The 25,659-nt window shown below is 71.7% G+C and carries 16 protein-coding genes; 4 read left to right on the top strand and 12 right to left on the bottom strand.

The features are described from left to right. On the bottom strand, window positions 1-2,572 hold a 2,572-nt coding region (locus ACFQ3T_RS01410; RefSeq protein ID WP_380718824.1), incomplete at its 3' end, for a translation initiation factor IF-2 N-terminal domain-containing protein. Between the two features lie 189 nt (window positions 2,573-2,761). Beyond that, complete coding sequence (locus ACFQ3T_RS01405) at window positions 2,762-3,505, bottom strand: TIGR03936 family radical SAM-associated protein (protein ID WP_380718822.1); 744 nt, start codon at window positions 3,503-3,505, stop codon at window positions 2,762-2,764. A 249-nt stretch (window positions 3,506-3,754) separates the two neighbouring features. Here ACFQ3T_RS01405 and ACFQ3T_RS01400 point away from each other — a divergent pair, with 249 nt between their 5' ends. Further along, window positions 3,755-5,245, top strand: coding sequence for a S8 family peptidase (locus ACFQ3T_RS01400; RefSeq protein WP_380718820.1), 1,491 nt, complete (start codon window positions 3,755-3,757; stop codon window positions 5,243-5,245). Window positions 5,246-5,254: 9 nt separating this feature from the next. Here ACFQ3T_RS01400 and ACFQ3T_RS01395 read toward each other — a convergent pair whose 3' ends face one another. From ACFQ3T_RS01395 to ACFQ3T_RS01370, 6 genes are all read right to left on the bottom strand, one after another. Continuing rightward, window positions 5,255-5,839: a LuxR C-terminal-related transcriptional regulator gene (locus tag ACFQ3T_RS01395; RefSeq protein ID WP_380718818.1), complete on the bottom strand. Its 585-nt coding sequence runs from the start codon at window positions 5,837-5,839 to the stop codon at window positions 5,255-5,257. 421 nt (window positions 5,840-6,260) lie between these two features. Then, window positions 6,261-8,225 (bottom strand): TIGR03960 family B12-binding radical SAM protein, encoded by a 1,965-nt coding sequence (locus tag ACFQ3T_RS01390; RefSeq protein WP_380718816.1) that lies wholly within the window; start codon window positions 8,223-8,225, stop codon window positions 6,261-6,263. Window positions 8,226-8,256: 31 nt separating this feature from the next. Next, entirely contained in the window at window positions 8,257-8,667 is a 411-nt protein-coding gene (locus tag ACFQ3T_RS01385; protein ID WP_380718814.1) for a DoxX family protein, read from the bottom strand. A gap of 42 nt (window positions 8,668-8,709) precedes the next feature. After that, entirely contained in the window at window positions 8,710-9,501 is a 792-nt protein-coding gene (locus ACFQ3T_RS01380) for an ABC transporter permease (RefSeq protein ID WP_380718834.1), read from the bottom strand. A 65-nt stretch (window positions 9,502-9,566) separates the two neighbouring features. Beyond that, complete coding sequence (locus tag ACFQ3T_RS01375) at window positions 9,567-10,355, bottom strand: ABC transporter permease (protein ID WP_380718812.1); 789 nt, start codon at window positions 10,353-10,355, stop codon at window positions 9,567-9,569. After that, complete coding sequence (locus ACFQ3T_RS01370) at window positions 10,355-11,275, bottom strand: ABC transporter ATP-binding protein (RefSeq protein ID WP_380718810.1); 921 nt, start codon at window positions 11,273-11,275, stop codon at window positions 10,355-10,357. The genes ACFQ3T_RS01375 and ACFQ3T_RS01370 overlap by 1 nt, the downstream gene beginning before the upstream one ends. Before the next feature lie 57 nt (window positions 11,276-11,332). Here ACFQ3T_RS01370 and ACFQ3T_RS01365 point away from each other — a divergent pair, with 57 nt between their 5' ends. Further along, window positions 11,333-11,926 carry a GNAT family N-acetyltransferase gene (locus ACFQ3T_RS01365; RefSeq protein WP_380718808.1) on the top strand — a complete coding sequence of 198 codons (594 nt, stop codon included), beginning with the start codon at window positions 11,333-11,335 and terminating at the stop codon, window positions 11,924-11,926. Between the two features lie 85 nt (window positions 11,927-12,011). On the opposite strand, the gene ndk is transcribed toward ACFQ3T_RS01365, so the two are convergent. Then, window positions 12,012-12,422: a nucleoside-diphosphate kinase gene (gene ndk, locus ACFQ3T_RS01360; RefSeq protein WP_380718806.1), complete on the bottom strand. Its 411-nt coding sequence runs from the start codon at window positions 12,420-12,422 to the stop codon at window positions 12,012-12,014. A 1,170-nt stretch (window positions 12,423-13,592) separates the two neighbouring features. Between ndk and ACFQ3T_RS01355 the strand changes: the two genes are divergently transcribed. Then, window positions 13,593-16,754, top strand: coding sequence for an RHS repeat-associated core domain-containing protein (locus tag ACFQ3T_RS01355; RefSeq protein ID WP_380718804.1), 3,162 nt, complete (start codon window positions 13,593-13,595; stop codon window positions 16,752-16,754). Window positions 16,755-17,310: 556 nt separating this feature from the next. Here the strand turns inward: ACFQ3T_RS01355 and pulA are convergent. Together pulA and ACFQ3T_RS01345 are read right to left on the bottom strand one after the other, a co-directional pair. After that, a complete protein-coding gene (gene pulA, locus ACFQ3T_RS01350) occupies window positions 17,311-22,830 on the bottom strand; it encodes a pullulanase-type alpha-1,6-glucosidase (protein WP_380718801.1) in 5,520 nt (1,839 codons plus the stop codon). 220 nt (window positions 22,831-23,050) lie between these two features. Continuing rightward, window positions 23,051-24,598 (bottom strand): alkaline phosphatase D family protein, encoded by a 1,548-nt coding sequence (locus ACFQ3T_RS01345; protein WP_380718799.1) that lies wholly within the window; start codon window positions 24,596-24,598, stop codon window positions 23,051-23,053. A 383-nt stretch (window positions 24,599-24,981) separates the two neighbouring features. Here ACFQ3T_RS01345 and ACFQ3T_RS01340 point away from each other — a divergent pair, with 383 nt between their 5' ends. Next, window positions 24,982-25,287, top strand: coding sequence for a hypothetical protein (locus ACFQ3T_RS01340; RefSeq protein WP_380718797.1), 306 nt, complete (start codon window positions 24,982-24,984; stop codon window positions 25,285-25,287). 8 nt (window positions 25,288-25,295) lie between these two features. On the opposite strand, the gene ACFQ3T_RS01335 is transcribed toward ACFQ3T_RS01340, so the two are convergent. Next, complete coding sequence (locus ACFQ3T_RS01335; protein WP_380718795.1) at window positions 25,296-25,649, bottom strand: DUF4233 domain-containing protein; 354 nt, start codon at window positions 25,647-25,649, stop codon at window positions 25,296-25,298. Window positions 25,650-25,659 lie beyond the last annotated feature (10 nt).

Raw genomic sequence — 25,659 nt, 5'->3', positions numbered from 1 at the left:
CCGGGGCCGCCGCGGCGGGAGCCGTGGTCGCTGCGGGCGCCGAGACCTCGGCGACCTCGGCCGGCGCGACCTCGATCCGCCCGGTGACCTCGGTCGGCGGGGTGGTCACGACGGGCGCCGGGGTGGCCTCGGCGGGCTCGTCGCCGTGCTTGACGACGGCGCCCGCTTCACGGCGGGCCCGACGGCGCTGGCGGCGGTCGCGCTTCGGGGTTTCCAGCGCCACGTCCTCGTCGAGCAGGGCGGACACCGGCTCCTCGGACGTCGGCTGCTCGCTGACCGCCTCCGGCTCCTCGGTCGGCTCCACGGTCTGCTCGGCCACCGGCTCGGGCGTCTCCGCGTTCTTGGCGCGGCGCGACTTGCGGCCACCGGCCTGCTGCTGCTGTTGCTGCTGGCCACCGCCGTTGCCGCCACCGTTGCCGTGCGCGTGCACGGGCTCGGTGGACATGACCACGCCACGGCCGCGGCAGTGCTCGCACGTCGTCGAGAACGCCTCCAGCAGGCCGGTGCCGACCCGCTTGCGCGTCATCTGCACGAGACCCAGCGACGTCACCTCCGCCACCTGGTGGCGGGTGCGGTCGCGGCCGAGGCACTCGGTCAGCCGGCGCAGCACCAGGTCGCGGTTCGACTCCAGCACCATGTCGATGAAGTCGATCACGATGATGCCGCCGACGTCGCGCAGCCGGAGCTGGCGGACGATCTCCTCCGCCGCCTCCAGGTTGTTGCGGGTGACCGTCTCCTCGAGGTTCCCGCCCGACCCGGTGAACTTGCCGGTGTTCACGTCGATGACGGTCATCGCCTCGGTGCGGTCGATGACCAGGTAGCCGCCCGACGGCAGCCAGACCTTGCGGTCCAGCGCCTTGAGCAGCTGCTCGTCGATGCGGTGCTCGACGAACACGTCGTTGTTGCCCACGTGCTTGCGCAGCCGTTCCTGGAGGTCCGGCGCGACGTGCCGCACGTACGCCTCGATGGTGTCCCACGCGTCCGAGCCCTGGACGATGAGCGCGGCGAAGTCCTCGGTGAACAGGTCGCGGACGACCTTCACCAGCAGGTCCGGCTCTTCGTACAGCAGCTGCGGCGCCTGCGACCTCGGCGCGTCGGCCTTCTCCTTGATGACCTGCCACTGCGCCTGCAGGCGGGTCACGTCGCGGGCCAGCTCCTCCTCGGCGATGCCCTCCGAGGCGGTGCGGATGATCACGCCGGCGTCCTCGGGGACGACGCGCTTCAGGATGTCCTTCAGGCGCTTGCGCTCGTTGTCGGGCAGCTTCCGGCTGATGCCGGTCGCGCCGCCGCCGGGCACGTACACCAGGAAGCGGCCGGGCAGGCTGATCTGCGTGGTCAGCCGGGCGCCCTTGTGGCCGACCGGGTCCTTGGTGACCTGCACCAGGACGCTGTCGCCGGTGGACAGGGCCTGCTCGATCTTGCGTGCCTTGCCCTCCAGGCCGGCCGCGTCCCAGTCGACCTCGCCCGCGTACAGCACCGCGTTGCGGCCGCGGCCGATGTCGATGAACGCCGCCTCCATCGAGGGCAGCACGTTCTGCACCCGGCCGAGGTAGACGTTGCCGACCAGCGAGCCGCTGCCCGACGAGGTCACGAAGTGCTCGACCAGGACGCCGTCCTCCAGCACGCCGATCTGCGTGCGGTCGCCGCGCTCGCGCACCACCATCGTGCGCTCGACGGCCTCGCGCCGGGCCAGGAACTCGGCCTCGGACAGCACGGGGGCACGGCGGCGGCCGGCCTCGCGACCGTCGCGGCGGCGCTGGCGCTTGGCCTCCAGGCGGGTGGAGCCGCGGACGCTGCGCACCTCGTTCTGGGCGGCCTCGGAGTCGGCCTTGTCGTCACGCGCGTCGCGAGCGGGCTCGCGGACGTGGACGACGGTGTTCGGCGGGTCGTCCTCGCTCGGCGCGGCCTCTTCCTCGGCGCCGGTCTTGCGACGGCGGCGACGCCGGCGGCGACGGCTGCCCGCGCCCTCGTCGTCGGTCGCGGTGTCCTCGGCGCCGTGCTCCTCGGCCTCGGCCTCGGTCTCGGCTTCCTCCTCGCCCGGCTCGTCCTCGCCGTTCTCGTCGCCGACGCCCTTGCCGCGGCCGCGACCACGCCGGCCACGACGGCGGCGGCGGCGGCCTTCGCCCTCGTCACCGGCGTCGTCGGTGACGCCGTGCTCGTCGGACTCGTCCTCGACGTCGTCCTCGTCCTCGACGACCGGGGCCTTCGCGACCGGCGTCGGGGGCAGGAACACCGCGGACGGCGGGGCGAACAGCGGCACCAGCGGCGCGACCTCGCGGGCCACCGCCACCGGTTCCTCGGTGTGCTCGTCCACGTCGCCGGTGACGATGTCGTCCCAGCCCAGCAGGTTCTCGGCGACCTTGAGCGCGAGCTCGCGGCTGACGCTCGACTGAACGCCCTTCACCGGCTCGCCCAGGTCGGCGAGGGCCGCCACGACGTCCTTGCTGCTCGCGCCGAGCAGCTTGGCCAGCGCGTGCACCCGCAGCTTGGCGGGCAGGTCCGCCAGGTCCGGGTGTGCGGGTGTGGCGTTACCCCCGCCGGCGGGGCCGGCAGGCTTTTCCGTGTTCGACAATGCAGCTCCTCCGCCCCCGGGCGCGTCCCAACCGACGCGGCCGCGCAGGGGCCTCTCTTGTCCACTCACCGCCGCGGCTGGCGGCGGGAATCCTTGCCTCGCGCTGTGGCGCCCACCCGTGGGGCACGCGGCACAGCAGGTCCCATAACTCTGTCGACGACGCCGTCAGCGCCGCTCCGCACCACCCGGTCAGACCTCCGCCGCCCTGTCGAGGGCAAGCGGGTCCACCAGGCCGCCTTCGTCGTCCAGCCGCCCCTGCGCCATCCGGGTCGCCTTCGCGGGCACCGGCGGAACCAGGTCGGCGACGACTCGGAGCGCGCTCAGCACGTCGTCGGGTCTCACGGTAGGGGTTGTCTGCCGTACGACCGTCATGAGTATCCCACACGGCTGTGACAAATCCCGTGCATCGTGTCCGGCGTCGCTCGATTGCGCCTCCGCCGGCGTCTCCACCTGCGCGGACACGATCGCGGGACGCACGTCCACGATCTTCTTGCCGTCCTTGGTCAGCCGCTCGACCTCGACGGAGTCCGCGGCGAGCAGCGCGGCCACGGCTTCGGTCAGCTCTTCGGGCGACACGCCGTCCAGCTCCAGCCGCCACGCGCTGGCCTCGATGCGCTCGGGCAGCGTGCCACCCGCCGACTCGACGACCTCCAGCACGTCGATGCCCGGCGGCAGCACGGCGTCCAGCGCGGTCCGCAGGGCCTCCGGGTCCACCCGGTCGACCAGCTGCACCTCGACGTACTCGGCCTCGCTCGCCACGCCGGTCGGCGCGGCGCCGACCCAGGACACCTTCGGGTGAGGGCTGAAGCCCTGGGAGTAGGCCATGGGGACGCCGGCCCGGCGCAGCGCGCGCTCGAAGGTGCGCGCGATGTCACGGTGCGACGTGAACCGCAGCCGACCGCGCTTGGCGTAGCGCAGTCGGAGCTTCTGCACAGGTGCGGCCGACGGGTTGGGCTGCTGCTGGCGGCTCAGGGCTACTCCCCTTGGGTACCCGGGTGGCTCACGATGGGGTGAGCACCCCAACGGTCCACGCTCCTACTCCACCAGGACGGTACCGTGAACCTGTTCGGGGCCGTTCCGCTTGTCTGCTCCGCCCCGTCTGGCTACCGTCCGGCAGCAGCAGTCAGAGAGTGACGGCTCGCCGTCCTGGCGAACCGGCCGGTCCAGCCCTGGAGGTCCCCCGTGCCTCTGCACCGCCGCGCCCGAGCGGTCGCGGTCTGCGCGGCGCTGCTCGCGACCGGTTGCCTCGGGGCGACCGCGCCCGCCGCGGCCGACCCCGCGGAACCGGTGGAGCCCGTGACGGCGCCGGCCGACTGCGTCCAGCCCGGTCCGACGCTGCGCTACCTGGTCGTGTTCTCCCCCGGCACCAGCGCGCCGCTGGCCGAGGCGCAGGTCGCGGCCGCGTGCGGCACGACCAGCCGGTACCACCCGGAGATCGCGGTGGCGGTCGCCGTGTCCGCCGACCCCGGTTTCGGGCACAAGATCGGCCTGGACCGGGCGTACAGCGCGCAGCTGGACGGCCTGTCGAAGCACAACGGCGCGCCCGCCCGGAAGAAGAAGGACGACGAGGCGTCGGGCGCGCGGGGCTCGGGCGGCACGGCCGACCGGACCGCCGAGCAGTGGGACATGGACCTGATCCGGGCGGCCGAGGCGCACGCGGTGAGCACCGGCAGCCGGGACGTGGTGGTCGGCGTGCTCGACTCGGGCATCGACCCGGCGCACCCGGACCTGGTCGGGGCGCTGGACCCGGCGCTGTCGGCCGGCTGCACGACGGGCGTGGCCGACCCGTCGCCCGCGGCGTGGGCGCCGACGACGTCCGCGCACGGCACGCACGTGGCGGGCACGATCGCGGCGGCCGACGACGGTCGCGGCACGACGGGGGTCGCGCCGGGCGTGCGGATCGCGTCGGTGAAGGTCGTGGACGACTCCGGCTTCATCTACCCCGAGTACGCGGTGTGCGGGTTCATGTGGGCCGCGGAGCGGGGCATGACCATCACCAACAACAGCTACTTCATCGACCCGTGGGTGTTCACCTGCCAGAACAAGGTGGGCCAGTCCGTGGTCTACGAGGCGGTGCGGCGCGCGGTCGACTACGCCAACGGGCGCGGCGTGCTGACCGTGGCGGCGGCGGGCAACGCGGGGGCCGACCTGACCAAGCCGGGCCGCGACGCGGTGAGCCCGACGAACGCCGCGCCGGAGGACGTGAAGCCGCGGCCCGTGGACAGCACGTGCCTGGTGCTGCCGGCGCAGCTGCGCAACGTGGTGGCGGTGTCGTCGGTGGGCGCGGACGGGGTGAAGGCCGGGTACAGCTCGTACGGGCTGGGCGCGGTGGACGTGACGGCGCCGGGCGGCGACCGCAGGCAGGTGCCGGACGACGCGCGCAACGGGTGCGTGCTGTCGACGGTGCCCGCCGCCGGCTACGACTACTCGTGCGGCACGTCGATGGCCGCGCCGCACGTGTCGGGGGTGGCGGCGCTGCTGGCGTCCACGCACCCCGGCGCGCGCGCCGGCGAGCTGACGCGGATGCTCAACGCGCAGGCGGAGACGTTGCCGTGCCCGGCGGACTACGACCTCAACGGCACGGGCGCGCAGGACGCGTTCTGCGCGGGCTACTCGGAGTTCAACGGCTTCTACGGGCACGGGCTGGTCGACGCGCTGGCCGCGGTGCGGTAGCCGGTCCGGTCAGGCCGAGAACTGGTCCTGGTGGCGGCGCAGCGCGCCCGCCAGGTCGGCGCGGCCCGCGATGCCGAGCTTGCGGTAGGCGCCGGACAGGTGCAGCTCGACCGTGCGGCGGGTCAGGAACAGGGCTTCGGCGATCTGCCGGTTGGTGAGGCCCTGGGCGGCCATCCCGGCGACCCTGGTCTCCTGCTTGGTGAGCCCGTGGACGGTGCCGCGCGCGGAGGCGGGCTCGCAGGCGCGCAGCCCGTCGGCGGCCCGTCGGATCAGCGGCTTGGACTCGCACCGGGCGCTCAGCTCGACGGCCTGCCGCAGGTGCGGGATGGCGCGGTCGGCCTGGCCGCGGCGGCGCAGGCACGCGCCCAGCTCCAGCAGCGCCTCGGCGTGCGGCAGGCGGGCGACGGACTCGGTCAGGTACTCCACGGCCTTGCGCAGCGCGCGGGTCGCGGCTTCGTCGTCGGAGGTGAGGCCGACGGAGATCAGGGCGGCGCCCATCGCCCTCGGCGTGCCCCAGCGCTTGGCGCGGGCCAGGTCTTCGGCGGCGAGCGCGGCGGCGGTGTCCCGGCGGCCCGACGCGAGGTGGGCGCGCACGGCGAGCGCCCGCCACGGCAGGATCGCCGGGCTGTCTATTGTGGACGCGCCGAGTCTTCGCCCGCATTCGAGCAGGTCTTCCAGCGCGCCCTGGGGGGTCGTCGGTGGCGAGCTTCATCTTGCCCCGCGCGAACAGCGTCACGTTGTGCTGGAACAGCTCCGGCAGCTCGTCGGCGAAACCGTGGCGCGCCAGCAGGTCCCGGGCCTCGTCGAACCGGCCGAGGTCGACCAGCACCTCCGCCAGCCTGGCCGCGCACAGGATCGCCATGGGGCACCGCCCGCAACCCCGACGCCGACCAGGCGCCGCAGGTCCGCGCGGCGGCGCGCGCGTGCCCGGTGCGGGCGATCCGGGTCGACGCGGTGGAGGTCCGCCCCTGACCGCCCGGCCCCCGCGACGACGGAGGACCGGGCGTCGGCGTGCTCAGCCCTGCGTCAACGCCGGGTTGCGCACCGGGGAGCCCTTGCCCACCGGCGAGATCGGCAGCAACGTCCGACCGGTCGGACCCACCTCGATGTCGGTGCCCATCGCCGGGCACACACCGCAGTCGAAGCACGGCGTCCAGCGGCAGTCGTCCTGCTCGCGCTCGTCCAGCGCGTCCTGCCAGTCCGCCCAGAGCCACTCCTTGTCGAGGCCCGAGTCGAGGTGGTCCCACGGCAGGACCTCCAGCTCCTCGCGCTCCCGCGTGGTGAACCACGCCAGGTCGACGCCCAGCGGGGTCAGCTCCGCCTCGGCCGCCTTCACCCAGCGGTCGTAGGAGAAGTGCTCGGACCAGCCGTCGAACCGGCCGCCCTCGCGCCACACCCGCTCGATGACCAGGCCGATGCGCCGGTCGCCGCGCGACAGCAGCCCTTCGATCAGCGACGGCTTGCCGTCGTGGTAGCGCATGCCGATGTTGCGGCCCAGCGCGCGGTCCGAGTTCACCGCGTCGCGCAGCTTCTTCAGCCGGTCGTCCACGGTGTCCGGGTCGCACTGCGCGGCCCACTGGAACGGGGTGTGCGGCTTGGGCACGAACCCGCCGATGGAGATCGTGCAGCGGATGTCCTTGCGGCCGGAGACCTCGCGGCCCGCGCGGATCACGTTCTTCGCCATCTCGGCGATCTGCAGCACGTCGTCGTCCGTCTCGGTGGGCAGGCCGCACATGAAGTACAGCTTCACCTGCCGCCAGCCCGCGCCGAACGCCGCGCTGACCGTGCGGATGAGGTCTTCCTCCGACACCATCTTGTTGATCACGCGGCGCAGGCGCTCGCTGCCGCCCTCGGGCGCGAACGTCAGGCCCGAGCGGCGGCCGTTGCGGGACAGCTCGTTGGCCAGGTCGATGTTGAACGCGTCCACCCGGGTCGACGGCAGCGACAGGCCGGTGTTCGTGCCCTCGTAGCGGTCCGCGAGGCCCTTGGTGATCTCGGCGATCTCCGAGTGGTCCGCGCTGGACAGCGACAGCAGGCCGACCTCCTCGAACCCGGTCGCCTCCAGGCCGCGCTGCACCATCGCGCCGATGCCCTCGATGGACCGCTCCCGCACCGGGCGGGTGATCATGCCCGCCTGGCAGAACCGGCAGCCGCGCGTGCAGCCGCGGAAGATCTCCACGCTCATCCGCTCGTGCACGCTCTCCGCGAGCGGCACCAGCGGCTGCTTCGGGTACGGCCACGCGTCGAGGTCCATCGTGGTCCGCTTGAACACCCGGTACGGCACCCGCTCGCGGTTCGGCACCACGCGCTGGATGCGGCCGTCGGGCAGGTACTCCACGTCGTAGAACCGCGGCACGTAGATGCCGCCGGTCTCGGCGAGCCTGGTCAGCACCTCGTCGCGCCCGCCGGGGCAGCCCTCGGCCTTCCACGCCCGGACGATGTCGGTGATCTCCAGGACGGCTTCCTCGCCGTCACCGAGCACCGCGGCGTCGACGAACGGCGAGATCGGCTCCGGGTTGAACGCCGCGTGCCCGCCGGCCACCACGATCGGGTGGTCCTCGGTGCGGTCGGCGGCGTGGATCGGGACGCCCGCCAGGTCCAGCGCGTTGAGCAGGTTCGTGTAGCCGAGCTCGGTCGCGAAGCTCACGCCGAGCAGGTCGAACGCGCCGACCGGCCGGTGCGCGTCCACGGTGAACTGCGGCACGCCGTGCTCGCGCATCAGCCGCTCGAGGTCGGGCCACACCGCGTAGGTCCGCTCGGCCAGCACGTCCGGCTGCTCGTTGAGGACCTCGTAGAGGATCATGACGCCCTGGTTGGGCAGCCCCACCTCGTAGGCGTCCGGGTACATCAGGGCCCACCGCACGGCGGCGGCGTCCCAGTCCTTGACGGTGGCGTTGAGTTCCCCGCCGACGTATTGCACCGGCTTGGACACCCTCGGCAGCAGGGGTTCCAGGGCGGGGAAGACCGACTCGACACTCACCGTTTCAGGGTAACGGCACCGCCCGCGGGCGTCAGAACAGCGGTCCGGTGACGGTGAGGCCCAGTTCGGAGCCCGGTCCCGCGTACAGGCCGAAGAACATCAGCGCGCCGCCCGCGAGGGCCAGGTCCTTGTTGAACTGGATCATCTCTAACTGCTTGGCCTGCGGGTCGGTCTCCTTCCAGAAGTTGTGCATGAGGAACGCCGTGGGCACCAGGAACAGCACGAGCAGCAGCGCGCCGAGATCGGCCCAGACGCCCAGGAGCAGCATCAACCCGGCGACGACCATGAGCACGCCGCTGGCGAACGTGGCGGCCTTCGCCGACGGGACGCCCTTGGACGACGCGTAGCCGGCCATCGCCTCCGTCTGGGTCAGGTGGCCGAACGCGGAGCCGAAGAAGAGGAACACGAACAGGATGCGGCCGATGAGTGCGATCACGTCCATGACGACCTCCGGTTCTCGAGGTTCGTCCAGTGTTCGACCAGGTCAGGTCAGCAGCAACTTGCCCAGCCGACGTGCCGCGACCACCACCCCGATGGCGGCCATCACGACGAAGTACGCGACGTGCCCGAACGCCGACCAGCCGACGTGACCCGTGGTCAGGCCCCTCATCAGCTCGATCGCGTGGTACAGCGGCGTCCACTGGACCACGGCCTGGAGCCAGGCCGGGTACACCGACAGCGGGTAGAACGTGGTCGAGAACAGGAACAGCGGCATCACGGCCAGCTGCACCAGGTCGAAGTCCTGCCAGGAGCGCATGAACGTGGCCGCGGCCATGCCGACCGCCGCGAACGCCAGCGCGACCAGCAGGCACACCGGCAGCGCCAGCAGCGCCCACGGCGAGTCGATGAGCCCGAACCCGAGCATGACGACCAGGAACCCGCCCGAGTACAGCCCGCCGCGGATGAGGCACCAGGTGGCCTCGCCGACCGCGATGTCGACCGGGCCCATCGGCGTGGCCAGCACCGCGTCGTACACCTTCGCGTACTTGAACTTGAAGAACAGGTTGAACGTCGCCTCGAACACGGCACCGTTCATCGCCGACGCCGCCAGCAGGGCGGGCGCGACGAACGCGGCGTAGTCCATCGGGCCGCCGGGCCCCTGCACGGTGGCGACCAGCTGCCCGAAGCCGAACCCGAGCGAGAGCAGGAAGAACAGCGGCTCGAAGAACCCGGACACGACCGACATCCACGCCCGCCTGCTGACCAGGTAGGCGCGTTCGACCAGGACGTGCGAGCGGCCCGCGTACAGGCCGGGCGGCACGATCCGGAACACCAGCCCCGTGCCGTTCCCCGGCCCGGCGGCGGGGCTCGCGGCGGCGGTGCGCGCGGACGACTCGCGGGTCACTGGGTCAGCCTCCGGCGGAAGTGGCGGCGGCCCAGGACGACGCCGAGCGCCACGAGGGCCGACAGGTAGGCGACGTGGCCGAGCGCGGGCAGCAGGCGCAGGGTGCCGAACGTGGCGCCGCGGGCCAGCTCGATGCCGTGCCACGCCGGGGTGGCCCAGGCCAGCGGCCGCACCCACTCCGGCAGCTGGCTCAGCGGGAAGAACGCGCCGGTGAACAGGGTCATCGGCATCACGAGGAAGCGGAACACGGAGTTGAACGCGTCCGGTTTCTCCCTGGTCGCGCTGAACGCCACCAGGGGCGCGCAGAACGCCATGCCGGCCAACACCCCGAACGGCACCGCCAGCACCGCGGACGGGCTGGTGATGGCGCCCAGGGCGACCGCGATGCCGAGGAACACGGCGGTGCCCGCGGCCAGCCGCAGCGCGATCCACAGCAGCTGGCCGTGCAGCACCTGGGCGGGCGTGATCGGGGTCGACACCATCGCCAGGTACGTCCGCTGCCACTTGAACGCGGAGAACACGGCCCACGTGGACTCGAACACGGCGTTCTGCACGGCGGTCAGCACCAGCAGCGCCGGCGCCAGGAACACCACGTACCGGTGGCCGCCGGTGGCCTCGCCGGCCTGCACCTGCGAGCCGAACCCCACCCCCATGGCCAGCAGGAACAGCACCGGCTGGAGGAAGTTGGAGATCACCGTGGCCCGCCAGTTGCGGCGGTACCAGGTCCAGTGGTGCTCCACCGCGATCAGCGCGGCGCGGAACGGGCCGACGACGTGGACGCCCATCAGTCCACCAACGTCCGGCCGGTGAGGCTGAGGAACACGTCCTCCAGCGAGCTGCGGCGGACCAGGCTGGACACCGGCCGCACGCCCCGCGCGTGCGCCGCGGACAGCGCCGCCTCGCCGTCCGAGGTGTACAGCAGCACCCGGTCGGGCAGGATCTCGACCCGGTCGGCCAGGTCGCGCACCGCGTCGGCGCTCTGCTCGCCCGGCGGGAACCTCAGCTCCAGCACCTCGCGGGTCGAGTAGCGGCGGATCAGCTCCGACGGCGAGCCCTCGGCCGCGATCCGGCCGCCGTCCATCACGACGAGCCGGTCGCACAGCTGCTCGGCCTCGTCCATGTAGTGCGTGGTGATGATCAACGTGACGCCGGACTGCTTCAGCCGGAACAGGCGGTCCCACAGCAGGTGGCGGGCCTGCGGGTCGAGGCCCGTGGTCGGCTCGTCGAGCAGCAGCAGGTCCGGGTCGTTGACCAGGGACCGGGCGATCGTGAGCCGCCGCTTCATGCCGCCCGACAGCGGCTCGACCTCGGCGTCGGCGCGGTCGGTGAGCTGGGCGAACTCCATCAGCTCGACGGCCTTCTCCCGGACCGCGGCGCGGGACAGGCCGAAGTAGCGGCCGTAGACCTGGAGGTTCTGCCGCACGGTCAGCTCGGTGTCGAGGTTGTCGAGCTGCGGCACCACGCCGAGGCGGGCGCGGATCCTCGGGCCGTCCACGTCCGGGTCGAGGCCGAGCACGCTCAGCTCGCCGCCGGTGCGCGGCGACACGCACGAGATCATCCGCATGGTCGAGGACTTGCCGGCGCCGTTGGGGCCGAGGAAGCCGAACGCCTCGCCCCGGCCCACTTCGACGTCGATGCCCCGGACGGCTTCGAACGAACCGAAGTGCTTGGTCAAGCCCTTGGCGTGGACGAGGGTCGGGGTCATGACGATCACGTTAGCGGCGGGGTCCGACAATCCCGGAATCGTTTTAGGGTGTGGCCCGTGGAGATCGAGCTGACCTGGCCGGCGGTGGCGGACGAGCGGTTGCGGGCCGAGGTGCACGAGGTGCTGCACGCCGTGGTGGCCGCGGGCGGCGCGATCGGCTGGCGACGTCCGCCGGGACGTGCGGAGACCGACGCGTGGCTGGACGGCGTCCTCGGCTCCCCCCGGGACGGCGCGCTCGTCGTGGCGCGCGTGGACGGCGTGCTGCGCGGCACGGCGACGTGGCGGCGGTCCGAGAGCGAGGTGTTCCGGCACATGGCCGAGGTGCGGCGGGTGGCGGCGCACCCGGCGGCGCGAGGCCTCGGACTGGGCGCGCGGCTGGTGGGCGCGGTGGTCGAGCACGCGCGCACGGCCGGGCTGGAGGTGCTGACGCTCGGCGTGCGCGGCAACAACCACGGCGCCATCCAGCTGTACGAGAGCCTCGGCTTCCGCGAGTGGGGTCGGCTGCCGAACGTCATCGCGGTGGACGACGTGCGTTACGACGACGTGCGGATGTACCTGCCCCTGGGCCACCGGGACGGCGTCGTGCTGCACGGCTCGGCCCCCGGCGGCCTCGGCTCGTCACCGCGTCGGACGGCGGTGGGGCGGCGCTAGGGCCGCTGACGCCGGGGAACGCCACGGCCCGGACCGCAACGCGATCCGGGCCGTGTCTCGTGCTCTTGCGGTGCTTGCGCGGCGCTCAGAGGTTCGGGAACCAGAGCTTGATCTCGCGCTCGGCCGACTCCGGCGAGTCCGAACCGTGGACCAGGTTGAACTGGACCTCCAAGCCGAAGTCGCCGCGGATCGTGCCGGGCGTGGCCTTCTCGACCGGGTCGGTGCCGCCGGCCAGCTGGCGGAACGCCGCGATCGCCCGCGTGCCCTCGACGACCATCGCCACCAGCGGGCCGCCGGTGATGAACTCGACCAGGTCGGCGAAGAACGGCTTGCCGTCGTGCTCGGCGTAGTGCTGCTCGGCGGTCGCGCGGTCCACGGTGCGCAGTTCGAGGGCGGCCAGGCCGAGGCCCTTGCGCTCGATGCGGGAGATGACCTCGCCGACCAGGCCGCGGCTGACGCCGTCGGGCTTGACCAGGACCAGGGTGCGCTCGCTCACGGCGGTCGGTACTCCTTCGTGCGGGATTGTGCGACTGGGTGAAGGGTAGCCGGAGCTGCGCCGGCACCCGCCGTGCCCACCCGTCAGCTCTGGTGGACCAGCCGCTCCGGCGCCGTCCCGGTGCCGAGCCAGGTCTTGGCGAGCGCGGTCGCCGCGGCGCGGAACACGCCGTCACGATCGCCGTCCTCGGGAGTGACGCCCCCGCCCGCTTGTCCAGCACGAGGTACCGGTCCGTGCCGCCGTCGGTGCGGAACCGGTAGCCAATTCTGCTCGTGGCTCGTCGCCGTGTCCGCGCCTCGATCGCCGTCTACGCGCAACTCGTGGAGTCTGCGGTCGACGACCTACACGGTCGTGATCTGGCCACACAATTGGGCATGGACTGTCCAGGCCTCCTGACTCCGGAACTGGGCGAGCCAGGACGGCCGGATCCACCGGGTCGCGGACACCCTCGACGACCAGAACCATTTCCTGGGCTACAACGTCTACTCGCCCGACGCCGACGGAGACCGGCGTGGGGGCCGGCCGTACCGAAAGAATTTCATCGAAGACCACAACCTCGGAAGGACATCGACTTCGTCATTCAGGGCATCCACAATGCGCCAGTGCTGCGACAGTAGCTGCCGAAGATCCGTGTGTACACACTTGAGGACTGACTCTGGAGGGTCTGCCTCGCACTGGCCACTAGGGTCCAGGGCGGATGGCCTGCCCGTTCGCTGGCTTGTGAGCGCGTCGCGTAACGGTTGCCCATCGACGATGGGCGTCTCAGGTATGTCCCGCCGGCGGGTGGTTGATGCCGACAGGCGGTCCGGATAGAACTATGAGCTCCTGTTTGTCATCGGCTACGACTCGTCGCCTCGACCCGACTGGAATTAGTCCGTCACCCGAACACCGCACGCTGACCAGGTCTGTGCGCGAGCGGCGTGGCTTTGACAAGTTTGCTGCACAGTGCGGGCACCCCTTTCGGTCCATCTGTCTTCCACGATTGTGACCGTGTGTGGCTCGGTGTTGCTGCGTTGGCGTGACGTCCCGCCACGGAAGTGCGGGTTGGCATTGTGGCCGTTAGTTTCGGACGTGCCGGTGCCGGAGTGCGCCGGATGTGTGCCGGACGCCGGGGGGTGTCCGGTTCTGTGAGGGGGAATCGTTGTGAGACGCAGTGTTCTGCGTGGTTCTGTGCTGCGCTTGTTCGGCAGCGCGGTGGTCGCGGTCCTGGTTGCCGGTGTGGTGACCGGAGCGGGGCAGGCGGCTCCGGAGGCGGACGAGACGGTGAAGGCGCCGGAGACGTGGATTCCGTCGTCGCAGGTGAACAGGACGCCCGTGGGTGGTCCGGCGCCCGACCGGGATTGGCGGGCGGCGGGCGCGGGTGACATGCAGGCGCAGCGCTCGACGTGCGCCGGTGAGGACTACGGCATCCTGCCGTCGTACCCGATGGAGCGGCACCAGGTCAGTGACCGGTTGGAGCTGCTGGTCAACCTCCACACCCGCAACGTCGTGTTCGCCTACCGCGAGCTGACGGTCAAGGGCACCGGGTTGAACCTGACGGTGGACCGGTTCTTCAACACCGCGGCGAGCAGCGTGAACGGCACCGAGTGGCTGCTCAGCTACGACACCGTCGGCTTGGAGGTCTACCCCGGCCAGGGCGTGATCTTCCACGGTCCGAACGGGTACTGCGAGTGGTTCGACGACAATCTCGACGGCACCTACGCGCCCGCGCCGAAGGTCGACGCGAGGCTGACCAAGACGCCCGATGGCGGGTTCGTGGTGTCCTTCGACGGTTCGGACGAGCGGTGGCTGTTCACCGCGAGGGGTTGGCTGGTCTCGCAGACCGACCGCAACGGCAACGCCGTCACCAACCGCTACGCGCCCGACGGCAAGCTGGTGTCTGTTGTGGACACCCAGGGTCGGGTGACCACGTTCAACTACGACGACCAGGGCCGGCCGGCGTCGATCACCGATCCGTCCGGGTTGACGTTCGGCGACCGCGTCTACGGCACCAACGGCACCCTCAGGGAGTTCGGCGACCGCGCCGGGGGCCGGATCAGGATCGAGTACACGCCGGGCTACTCGAACCTGCCCAGCGCGATCATCGACCCCCAGGGCAGGGCCTACCGGTTCGAGTACGACCTGTCCACCCTGCGCCTGACGAAGCTGACCAAGCCCACCGCGGACGGCGTCGGCGTCGCCACGACCTACCAGCGCGACGCCACGACCTCGTGGCACACGGTCGTCACCGACGCCAACGGCCACGCCTCCCGGCACGAGTTCGACGACGAGGGACGGCAGGTCAAGGCCACGGACGCGTTGGGGCACGTGCAGTCGCAGACCTGGACCGCGGCCAGTGACGTCAACACCACGACCAACGGGTTGCAGCACTCCACGACCTACCAGTACGACTCGCTCAACAACCTGATCGGCACGAAGCTGGCGACCGGGGCGCAGAGCGTGGTCGGCTACACCAGTTCGGCGCACCCGCACCTGCCCACCCAGGTCACCGACGCCTCCGGCAACCAGGCCACCCGTGAGTACGACACCAACGGCAACCTGACCAAGGTGCGCTCGACGGGCCTGAACGCCGACATCGAGACGTACGCCTACTCCTCGCTGGGCCTGGTGAAGACGCGCAAGGACGGCAAGGGCGCGATCACCTCCTACGAGTACGACACCGCCGGGAACCTGACCAAGGTCGTCCCGGCGGCGCCCGCGGGGGCCACCGCGTACACGTACGACTCGCTGTCGCGGGTGACGAGCGTGACCGACGGCAACGGCGTGCGCATCGACTACGGCTACGACAGGCTCGACCGCGTCGTGTCGGTCAAGCACGGGACGACCGTGGTGCAGGCCAACACCTTCGACGCCAACGGCAACCTCACCTCCACCCAGGTGCCCGGCGTGACGCGGACGTTGGAGTACGACGTGCGCAACCAGCTGACCAAGGTCACCCGCGGCACCGAGGTGGTGTCCTACACCTACGACAAGGTCGGCAACCTCAAGACCCTGACCACCCCGACCGGCACCGCGACCTACGCCTACGACGCCGCCGACCGCCTGACGTCCCTCGCCGACGCCTACAGCGGGACCACGACGTTCGGCTACGACAACGCCGACCGGCGCACCACCACCAACTTCCCCGGCGGCGCGGTGCAGACCACCGGCTACGACAACGCCGGCCGCCACACCTCCATCACCGTCACCAAACCCGGCGCGGAGCTGTTCAAGGCCACCTACCGCCACACCCGCCCCGACGGCAGCGACACCGACAAGCTCCAGTCCAAGACGATCAAGGGCGTCGTCACCGACTACACCTACGACGCACTGGGCCGCCTGACCAAGGCGGGCACCGGCGCCTACACCCTCGACAACGCCACCAACCTGCTCTCCGGCGAGGGCCGCACCTACACCGTCAACGCCGCCGACCAGTACACCAAGATCAACGACGTGAGCGCGGTGTTCGACGGCGCGGGCAACTACAAGTCCACCACCAATCCCGAATCAAGCTTCACCTTCAGCCCGACCAACCAGTTGCTCACCGGCAACCTCGGCACCACCAAGGTGCTCGACTTCACCTACGACACCGCGGATCAGACCCAACCCCGCACCATCACCGAAACCCCCACCGGCGGCACCCCGGTCACGCACGTGTTCACCCGCACCGCGCTCGGGGTAACAGAGACCGTGGACAACGGGACCCGCTCCAGCTACACCCGCGACACCGAAGGCCTGCTCATCGGCCTGAAGGACAAGGCGGGCGCACGCTACGGCGCGGTCACCGACCACCAGGGCAGCGTCCTCGCGCTGGTCGACACCAACGGCAACGTCGCGGCCGAGTACACCTACGCCCCCTACGGCGCGGTCACCGCCACCGGACCCGCCGCGGCGGCCAACCCGTTCCGCTACCTCGGCGCCTACCAGCTCCAACGCGGCCACTACCTGCTCGGCTACCGCGTCTACGACAGCGCCTACGCCCGCTTCCGCTCACCCGACCCCACCGGCCAGGAGCCCAACCCCTACAACTACGCCCAAGGCGACCCCATCAACAACAGCGACCCCACCGGCGCCAGCACGGCCTCCACGCAAGGATCGACGATCGGTGGCTTCATCGGTACCGGGATCGGTATCGGCCTGGTCGGCACCTGCGCGGCTACCGCCGGAGTCGGTTGCATCGCGGCCGGCGCGGTCATGGGAGGTCTGCTGGGCGGCGCCGGTGCGGCATTGGGTTCGCAGATCGCGGGCGGCAACTCCCAGGAAGTCGCCGATGACGGACTGGGTGGAATCACCGGCGGTGTTCTCGGTGGGGCGAGTCGCTTCACGAACACGTTGAAGGGAATCTTTGGATGAGGCGCACACCGGAGTCGACCCGCTATCGCCTGTTCTACTCGGTCGCGGCTGCGCTCTGCCTGCTCCTGCTCGTCGGGGCTTTCGCGATCAGCGATCGAGCGCCTTGGGCTCCGGTGGTCATGGGCTGTCTCGCCGGCTCCCTTCTTGTGGCCGGCATACAGAGGTGGCGTAAGGAGAAAAAGACCGACATGTGATGTCTCGGGTGCTGTCGGTCGAGGATCACCGCCCCGGTGGGTGTCCGATCTTGTCGATCGGGCGTGCGTGACATACGGGTGGTCGCCCATGACGTTGTCGGGGCGACCACCGCACCCGTTCGCAGACCTCGAAGCGTCAGGGCCGATCGCCTTCGACGGTGAGTCGATGATGCCGTTCCAGGACGGTTCCGCTGAGGCGTGGCCCGTCGGCATCGGATCGACGGTCGTCCGCGCCCCGAAGTGCCGGAACTCCACGTACTCGCCGGACGCCACAACCTCGTGAAAGTGCTCGGCGCGCAGGAGCGGGGGTTCCGCATCCTGCGCGCCGAGCACGTCCGGTCACGCGTCGAACTGGCCGGTCACTAGCGGGTCAGGATGACGACCGAGCGGGCCGGCGCGGTGATCGTGCCGTTCGCGAACGTGGCCTTGTCGCTGCTCAGGGCGTGGTTCTGCCAGTCGCCGGCGACGGTGGTCGACTTGGCGGTCGGGTACGGGTTGACGATCACCAGGATGCCGTCCAGCGCCGGGTCGACGTCCGGGCCGGCGGTGTCGTCGAGGAGCGCTGCGACGATGCCCGGCTCGGCCGCCGGGAACGACAGCTTCTGCTGCACGAGCGCCGCGTCGTTCAGGGTGAACAGGGGCGACGACTTGCGGATCTTCAGCAGTTCCAGCGTGTTGTCCACGGCGGCGCGCATGTCGTCCGACGAGGGCTTCAGGGAGGCGTTGGCCAGCAGCGGCGCGGCGTAGGGCCACTTGTCCTCGTTGTCCGCGGCCGGGGGGAGGCCGCGGGCGAAGCCGTTGTCCCGCAACGACGGGTCGTAGCGGTTGAACCAGTCGCCCGAGTCGTAGCTGTTGCGGTCCAACGACTTCGAGCGCAGGAACTCCGCGCCGGCGTGCAGGAACGGTTGGCCCTGGCCCAGCAGCACCGGCGCCAGCGCGACCTTCTGCATCCGCACCCGGTCCGCCATCGACGTGCCGACCGGCAGCTTGTAGGTCTGCGAGTCGAACAACGTCTCGTTGTCGTGCGCGTCGGCGTACGTGATCACGTCGGCCGGCGCGCCCGTGTACCCGGCGGGCGAGCCGTTGTACGACACGTCACGGCCCGTGATCTCGCCCCCGCCGGTGGACCGGAACCGGTAGGACGCCATGTTGCCCGCCATGCCGAGCTTCACCAGGTCGGTGTAGTTCGCGAGCCGGGCGGCGACGTCGCCGTTGGCGGGCGTGCCGTTGAGGTCCCCGGCCAGGCCGGACGCGAGGCCCTGCGCGCGCGGGTCGGCGTCGAACGGGCCGCCGCCGCGCACCGCGTCGCGGAGCCGGTCGCTGAACGTGCCGATGCCCGTGCCCGCCATGTTCGCCTGCGTGGCCTGCTCGAACCGGGCGTTGCCGGCGACCTCGCCGAAGTCCCAGCCCTCGCCGTAGATCCGGATCATGCGCCCGTCCACGCCGTCCGCGGCGACGGTCAGCGCGTCCAGCGCCGCCCGCACGGCCAGGATGTTCGCCTTCGGGTGGTGGCCCATGAGGTCGAACCGGAAGCCGTCCACCTTGTACAGGCGCGCCCAGCGCACGACCGAGTCGACGACGAGCTTGCCCATCATGGCGTTCTCGGTGGCGGTGTTCGCGCAGCACGTCGAGTTCGCGACGCTGCCGTCGGCGTTGAGCCGCTGGTAGTACCCCGGCACGACCTTGTCCAGCACGGACGTCGCCGCGTCGCCGGAGGCGGCGGTGTGGTTGTAGACCACGTCGACCACCACGCGGTTGCCGTTGTCGTGCAACGACTTCACCATCTCGCGGTACTGCTTGGAGCGCGCCCACCCGGTCTGCGCGTCGTCCGTGGCGTAGGAGCCCTCGGGGACGTCGTAGTGGAACGGGTCGTAGCCCCAGTTGAAGCCGTCCTTCGCGGCGGCGTCGGCCACGCACTGCTGCTGCGCCGCGGAGTCCGCGGGCAACGACGCCAGGTCGCACGCCGGCCGCAGCTGGTCGGCGCGCTTCTCGGGGATGGTGGCGATGTCGAACGTCGGCAGCAGGTGCACGGTGTCGAGGCCCGCGGCGGCCAGCTCCCGCAGGTGCGTCATGCCGACCGACGACGAGTGCGTGAAGGCCCGGTAGGTGCCCCGGTCGGACTCCGGCACGGACGCGTCGCCGATGGAGAAGTCGCGGACGTGCAGCTCGGTGATGCCGTGCTCGGTCGGGTCGCCGTCGAGGCCGCGGGCGACGTGCCCGGCCCAGTCGGCGGGCATGGTGCGGGCGTCGCCGAGGTCGGCGAACTGCGAGTGCGTCGAGTCCACCGACAGCGCCACCGAGTACGGGTCGGTCACCGTCACCGTGCGGCCGGCGGTGGTCACCTCGTACCGGTAGAACTTGTCCTCCCACGGCCCGGTGGCCGACCAGGAGCCGGACGCGTCGTCGCGCGCCAGGTCCACCGTCGTGACCGGTCCGCCCGGCTGGTCGGACACCTGGACCTTCACCGAGGACGCCGTGGGCGCCCACAGCCGCGTGGTCACCCGGTCGCCCTCGAACGTCGGCCCGTACGTCAGCCGCGACGCGGCGGCGGCGAACCGGTCGTCCAGCACGCCCGCGATCTGCACGCCCGTGCGGTGGCGCAGGCCGCCGCCCGAGTCGACGTGCACGGCGGACAGCTTCCCGCGCAACGCCTCGTCCAGCCGCTCCCCGTCGCGGACCCGGAACACGGGCTTGCCCCGCAGGTGCGGGAAGCGGTCGGGCACGGCGTCCGCCGACGGCTCCAGCCGCAGCACCTTGCCGTCGTACTCCAGCCGGTAGCCGTCGGACGGCGTTCCCGGCACGTCCCACACGACCAGGTCCTTCGACACCCAGACGGCCTTGGCCTTGGTGACGTCGTCGTCCACGCCCTCGCCCGCGGACGGCGGCAGCACGTAGGAGATGGACCCGTCCGGCTTGGTCGAGCCGGAGACGTACCAGACCTCGTACCCGGTGCCCGTGACGTCGAGGAACTGGTCCGGGCCGGGGTCCTTCGCGTCACCCTTGTGGATGATGTTGCTCAGCCCGGTCGCGCCCGGCGCCAACGGCACCGACCAGTACGCGCCGAACCCGTCCCGCCCGTCCGGCACGCGCGACTGGTTCCAGCCGGGACTCGGCTCCAGCGAGCCCGTCCAGTGGTAGAGCGTCCAGTCGGTGTAGTCACCGTCGGGGCGGTTGTAGTGGATCACCGCGCGGTTCTGCGCGGCGGCGAGGCTCGCGAACACCTTGTCGCCGTTGACCCACGCGCGTCCCGCCGTGCGGCCGGAGGCTTCGACCGTGCCGCCGCGCACGACGGAGAACTCCACCGGCGCGGTGGCGGCGATGGTCGCCACTCCCCCGGTGAACGGGTGGTCGGCGCCGCCCGCGCGCACCACGAGCCCCGTGGCGTCACCGGTGTGCGTGACCACGGCCTGGCCGGTCGCGGCGAGCTCGGTGGCGTGCACCGCGGCCTGGCCCTGCTTCAGCCACACCTGCGGCGTCACGCTCGGGTCGACGAACCGGTCACCGTCGGTGTCCTTCTCGTCGCCCTTGTGGGCGATCAGCCCGACCGACCGGGCGCCCGGCTTCAGCTTGATCCACGCGAACCGGCCGTACGGGGTCTCGCCGGCGAACGGCACGGGCGCGTCCCACGTCGGCGCGTTCTCGACGTCGCCCCACGCGTGCAGGCCCCACCCGTCGTAGTCGCCCGCCGGGCGGTTGTAGTGCACCACCAGCCAGTCCGACGCCACCGCGGCGGGCGGCTCGACGGCCGGCGCGGCCACCAGGCCGACGCTGGCGCCGTCCGCGCCCAACGTGCCCTTGGCGTCCTTGGCCACCACGCGCACCTCGACGTCCTTGCCCGCCGCCGCGCCGGGCAGCGCGGCCAGGTCGGCGAACACGCGGTACGGGGCGGCGTCGTCGGTGCCGAGCACCTGCCAGTCGCGCTCACCCGCGACCCGCGCCGCGAACGTGGCCTGCGCGTACGGCGACGTGACGCCGTCGGCGCGCAGCTCCACGCGGTCGTCGAGCACGGTGCCGGTCGGCGGCACGACCAGCGTCGGCGTCGGCGCGGCCGCAGGGATCTTGCCCGTCGACCGCAGCACCAGCGCCGACAGGGCGGGCACCGTCACGGTCACCTTGCCCTCGGACGCGTTCACCTGGGACCCGGCGGCCGGCCAGACGGGCCGGTAGCCCTTCCCGGACACGGGGACGTCCACGGTCGTCGGCGCGGTGCCCGCGTTGGCCACGACCAGGTGCTCGACCTGCTGGTTGCGGGCCGTGCGGCTGAACGCGAGCACGTCGCCCCGGGCGAGCCGCAGCGCCTGGTTGCCGCTGCGCCACACCGGGTCGCCGTCCACGAACTTCGCCAGGCCCTTGAGCTGCTGGTACAGCGGGTGGTCGGTGCGGAAGTTGTCGACCGCGCCGGTCCGGTCGCTGCCGACCAGGTCCTCGGCGGCGTACTCGGGCGTCCGGGACGCGAACATGTCCTGCCGGGCGAGCTTGTCGCCGCCGCCGCCCGCGAAGCCCTGCTCGTCGCCGTAGTAGACGACGGGGTTGCCGCGCCACAGGTACATCAGGGCGTTGCCCAGCTCCAGCCGGTCCAGCAGCTCGGCCTCGGACACGCCCGGCCGGCCCTGCCGGACCATCCACGCGATGCGGCCCATGTCGTGGTTGCCCAGGAACGTCGGCAGCGACGAGGCGTTGGAGTCCGCGTCGGTGTACCGGTCGTCGTCCACCAGCACCTCGGCGAGCCGCGCCGCGCCGCCGCCGGACAGGAACGTCGCCGCGCCGCTCTGGAACGGGAAGTCCAGCGTCGCCTGCATCTTGCCGGTAGTGGTGTAGCGGGACGTGAACGCCGGGTTCGCGTCGAAGACCTCGCCGAAGACGAAGAAGTCCTTCTTGCCGCGCGACGCCGCGTACTGCTTCACGTGCGGCGCCAAAGCCTGCCAGAACTCCATGTTGACGTGCTTGACGGTGTCGACGCGGTAGCCGTCGATGCCGAGGGTGTCGATCCAGCTGGTGAAGATCCGCTGCATGCCCTTGACGACCGTCGGGTGCTCGGTCATCAGGTCGTCGAGGCCGAAGAAGTCGCCGTACTCGTTGGACTCGCCGCTGAACGTCGAGTCGCCGCGGTTGTGGTAGAGCCGCGGGTCGTTGAGCCAGTCCGGGGTCTTCGCGCCCTTGACGACCGGCGTGTACGGCGCGGTCAGCTCGGGGAAGTCCTCCCGGCCCGCGATCGCCGAGATGTCGACCGGGTTGCCGTGCTCGTCGAGGTAGGGCTGCGCGCCGGTGCTGACGTAGCCGTACTCGCCCTCGGCGTAGTCGATCAGGTCGGCGGTGTGGTTGGCGACGATGTCGAAGAAGACCTTGATGCCGCGGCGGTGCGCGTCCGCGATCAGCCGGCGCATCTCGTCGGTCGTGCCGAAGTGCGGGTCCAGCTTGGTGAAGTCCGTCGTCCAGTAGCCGTGGTAGCCGGCCGAGATGTCGGCCCCGGAGCCCTGCACCCACCGGTTCTGGAACATGGGGGTCATCCAGATCGCGGTGATGCCCAGGTCGTCCAGGTACGGGATCTTGTCGTGCAGGCCCTTGAGGTCGCCGCCGTGGTAGAAGCCCTTGTCGGCGGGGTCGTAGCCGCTCTTGAGCCGGTCGGTCTCGCTCGTGCCGCCGCGGTCGTTGCGCGGGTCGCCGTTGGCGAACCGGTCGGGCATCACGAAGTAGAACCGCTCACCGGTCAGGTCGGTCCGCAGCGCGTCCTTGGCCAGCGCTTTGTCACCGCCCTGGACGCCCGGCGCGACGTCGGTGACGGCGCCGACGGCGAGCCGCTGGACTTCGGGCGCGGCGCCGGTGGACGGTGGGACGAACGGCACAACGGCCAGGGCGATGAGCGCGGCGACGGCCCGACGCATCAGCGACCTCCTTGTCGCAAATTCTTGCAACCCCGTCCCGGCAGGACGCCGGGACGGAGTGCACAAAACCACGACAACTACGGCCGGACAAGGGCCAGACGGCCGCAAGTGCTTGCAGAACCTTGCGCGTGAGCGGTGCGCGGGCAGCCTCGCCAACGCTGCGGGGGTGCAGCGTCAGCGGTGCTGCCCAGGCAGGGGCAGCGGCGCGGCGCGGGCAGGGTCAGCGGCGCTGCGGCTGGAGGGTCTTGCTCCACAGCGACGCGCCCTTGATGTCGCGCAGCCACACGGTCAGCTCACCGTCCCGCGACACCTCCACCTCGCCGAAGTGCTGGAAGCCGTCCAACGGGGTCGTGTTCGCGACCGGCGGGGCGTTCACGAACACCGCCTCCGGCCCGAACGTCGGGTCGAGCGTGTTCGGGCCGAACGCGCCCGCGTTCAGCGGACCGGACACGAACTCCCAGAACGGGTCGAAGTCCTGGATCGCCGCCCGCTCCGGCGAGTAGTGGTGCGCGGCCGTGTAGTGCACGTCCGCCGTCAGCCACACGGTGTTGCGCACGCGCCGGCGCTTCAGCTCGCCCAGCACCCACGCCAGCTCGTGCTCGCGGCCACCCGGCGCGCCGGGCCGCCCGTTGGCCACGCCCTCGATGTCCACGCCGTCCGGCACGGTCAGCCCGATCGGCAGGTCCGCGGCGATGATCTTCCACGTGGCGCGGCTGCGGTCCAGCGAGTCGACCAGCCACTTCGCCTGCTCCGCGCCCAGCACGACGCCCCGACCGTCCCGCGGCGACGTGTTCGCGTCCTTGTACGACCGCATGTCCAGCACGAACACCTCGACGTGCGCGCCGTACTCGAACTTCCGGTACACCCGCCCGTCCACCGCGCGCCTCGGGTCGATGGGCTGCCACTCGTGGAACGCCTGGAACGCCCGCGCGGCCAGCACGTCCACCCGCTTCTCGGTGTAGAGCGGCGAGGTCAGGATCTCGCCCGGGTACCAGTTGTTGGTCACCTCGTGGTCGTCCCACTGCACGATCATGGGCACGCGGGCAGCGAACGCGCGGTACTGCGGGTCGAGCAGGTTGTAGGCGAACTGGCCGCGGTACTCGTCCAGCGTCTCGGCGACCTTCAGCTTCTCCGGGATGACCACGTTGCGCCACACGCGGCCGTCCGGCAGCGTCACGGACTCCTGCAACGGGCCGTCCGCGTACACCGTGTCGCCGCTGTTGATGAAGAAGTCGGGGCGGCGCGCGGCCATCGCGCCGAAGATCGGCATGCCGCCCAGGTCCGGGTTGCTTCCCCAGCCCTGGCCCGCCACGTCGCCGGACCACACGAACCGCACGCCGTCACGGCCGCGCGGAGCCGTCCGGAAGCTGCCCACCACGGCCTCGCTGCGGGCGCGGCCGTCCAGGTCCTCGGCGACGACCCGGTAGTGCACCTCGCGGCCACCGGGCAGGCCGCTCAGGCGCACCCGGCCCGTGCCGCCCGTCTCGGGGGTCAACAGCGGCCCGCGCACCGTGCGGACGTGCCGGAACGACGGGTCCGGCGACACCTCCACCAGCATCCGCGACGGGCGGTCGGCGCGCGTCCACACCAGGCCGCCGTCGGCCGTCACGTCACCGGACTGCACGCCGTGCGTGAGCACCGGCCGGTCGCCGCCGCGCGCCAGCGCCACACCGCCGGGCAACGCCAGGACCCCGGGCACAGCCGCCGCGGCCGTGCCGATCGCACCGGCGCGCAGCAGCGTCCGCCGGTTCACCACACCATCGCTCATGCGCCGGTTTGTAGCCGGTGAAGCCGAATTCCGGGTGAACGGAACCGGTCGCACACAGGCCCAACGCACGGCGGAGGACCACGCCCCCGTCCCGCGACGGGTCGGGACTCCGTCGCGGACGTGTGCGCTGTCGGAACCACCCGGTCAGGCGAACTCCGGAACCAAGGACAACCCGAACCGCATGTCTCACGTTAGCCGGAGAATTCGGAGGCCGGCCCCGGCGCAGGTGGCTCCCGGTACCGAGCGCAGGCGGACCACGGGCCACGCCGACCGGTACGGAGTACGCCGACCCACGGGTCATGCCGACCGGTACCGCGGTATGACGCTGAGGTTGGCTCCGCGGTACGACGCCCCGCCCCGCGGTCGCGCCTAGCGTTCACGCCATGAACGCACTCGCCACCCGCCTGGGCGTCCAGCCACGGCCCGGGATCGCCCGAGCCCTGGTCGCGACCGCCCCCGCGCTGCTCGCCGTGTACCTCGTCGCCCGCGGCTGGTTCTACCCGCTGTGGCCCGACACCATCGGCGCGATCGGCCACCCGTTCACCGCCGACCCCGCCCTGGGCGGTGCGTGGGGCGGGCCGACGCTCGCGGGCGCGTGGCTGGTGCACGCCCTGATCGCGCTGGGCGTGCAGGCCGTCTGCCTGGTGGTCCTGCGGGCGCTCTACCGACCGGTCGCACGTCGGCGCTGACGCGAGGGCTACGGCTGCTGCTGGCTGGGCAGGCGGCCCTCGGCCATGCGCTTGGCGACGTCCCGCCGCAGCCACAGCAGGTACACCCAGACCAGGCTGAACACGACGCCGATGCCGCCGAGCGCGGTCAGCGCGAACCAGCCCGCCACCATCACGACGTGCAGGGCGATGATCACGTACACGGCCCACGCGTGCTTCAGCACGGCGCACGTGCCGATCAGCGCGACGATCAACCCGAGCACGAGGTACCCGGTGCCGGTGCCGATGCCGCCGCCCAGCTTCGCCACCACGGGCAGCGCCAGGGCGACGACGATCGCTTCGAGGATCAGGGTGCCCGCCATGATGCCGCGGAAGGACTTCATCGGGTCCTTC

It is taken from the genome of Saccharothrix hoggarensis (assembly GCF_042678885.1).
Classification (GTDB): domain Bacteria; phylum Actinomycetota; class Actinomycetes; order Mycobacteriales; family Pseudonocardiaceae; genus Actinosynnema; species Actinosynnema hoggarensis.
Note: the sequence above shows the minus strand (reverse complement) of the source record. Positions and strands in the feature narration are given on the sequence as shown.

Excerpts from the sequence above, each read along its gene's own strand:
- ACFQ3T_RS01385 (WP_380718814.1), bottom strand. The coding sequence starts at position 8,667 with ATGGACGTGATCGCACTCATCGGCCGCATCCTGTTCGTGTTCCTCTTC.
- ACFQ3T_RS01375 (WP_380718812.1), bottom strand. The coding sequence starts at position 10,355 with ATGGGCGTCCACGTCGTCGGCCCGTTCCGCGCCGCGCTGATCGCGGTG.
- ACFQ3T_RS01370 (WP_380718810.1), bottom strand. The coding sequence starts at position 11,275 with ATGACCCCGACCCTCGTCCACGCCAAGGGCTTGACCAAGCACTTCGGT.
- pulA (WP_380718801.1), bottom strand. The coding sequence starts at position 22,830 with ATGCGTCGGGCCGTCGCCGCGCTCATCGCCCTGGCCGTTGTGCCGTTC.
- ACFQ3T_RS01345 (WP_380718799.1), bottom strand. The coding sequence starts at position 24,598 with ATGAGCGATGGTGTGGTGAACCGGCGGACGCTGCTGCGCGCCGGTGCG.
- ACFQ3T_RS01340 (WP_380718797.1), top strand. The coding sequence starts at position 24,982 with ATGAACGCACTCGCCACCCGCCTGGGCGTCCAGCCACGGCCCGGGATC.
- ACFQ3T_RS01335 (WP_380718795.1), bottom strand. The coding sequence starts at position 25,649 with ATGAAGTCCTTCCGCGGCATCATGGCGGGCACCCTGATCCTCGAAGCG.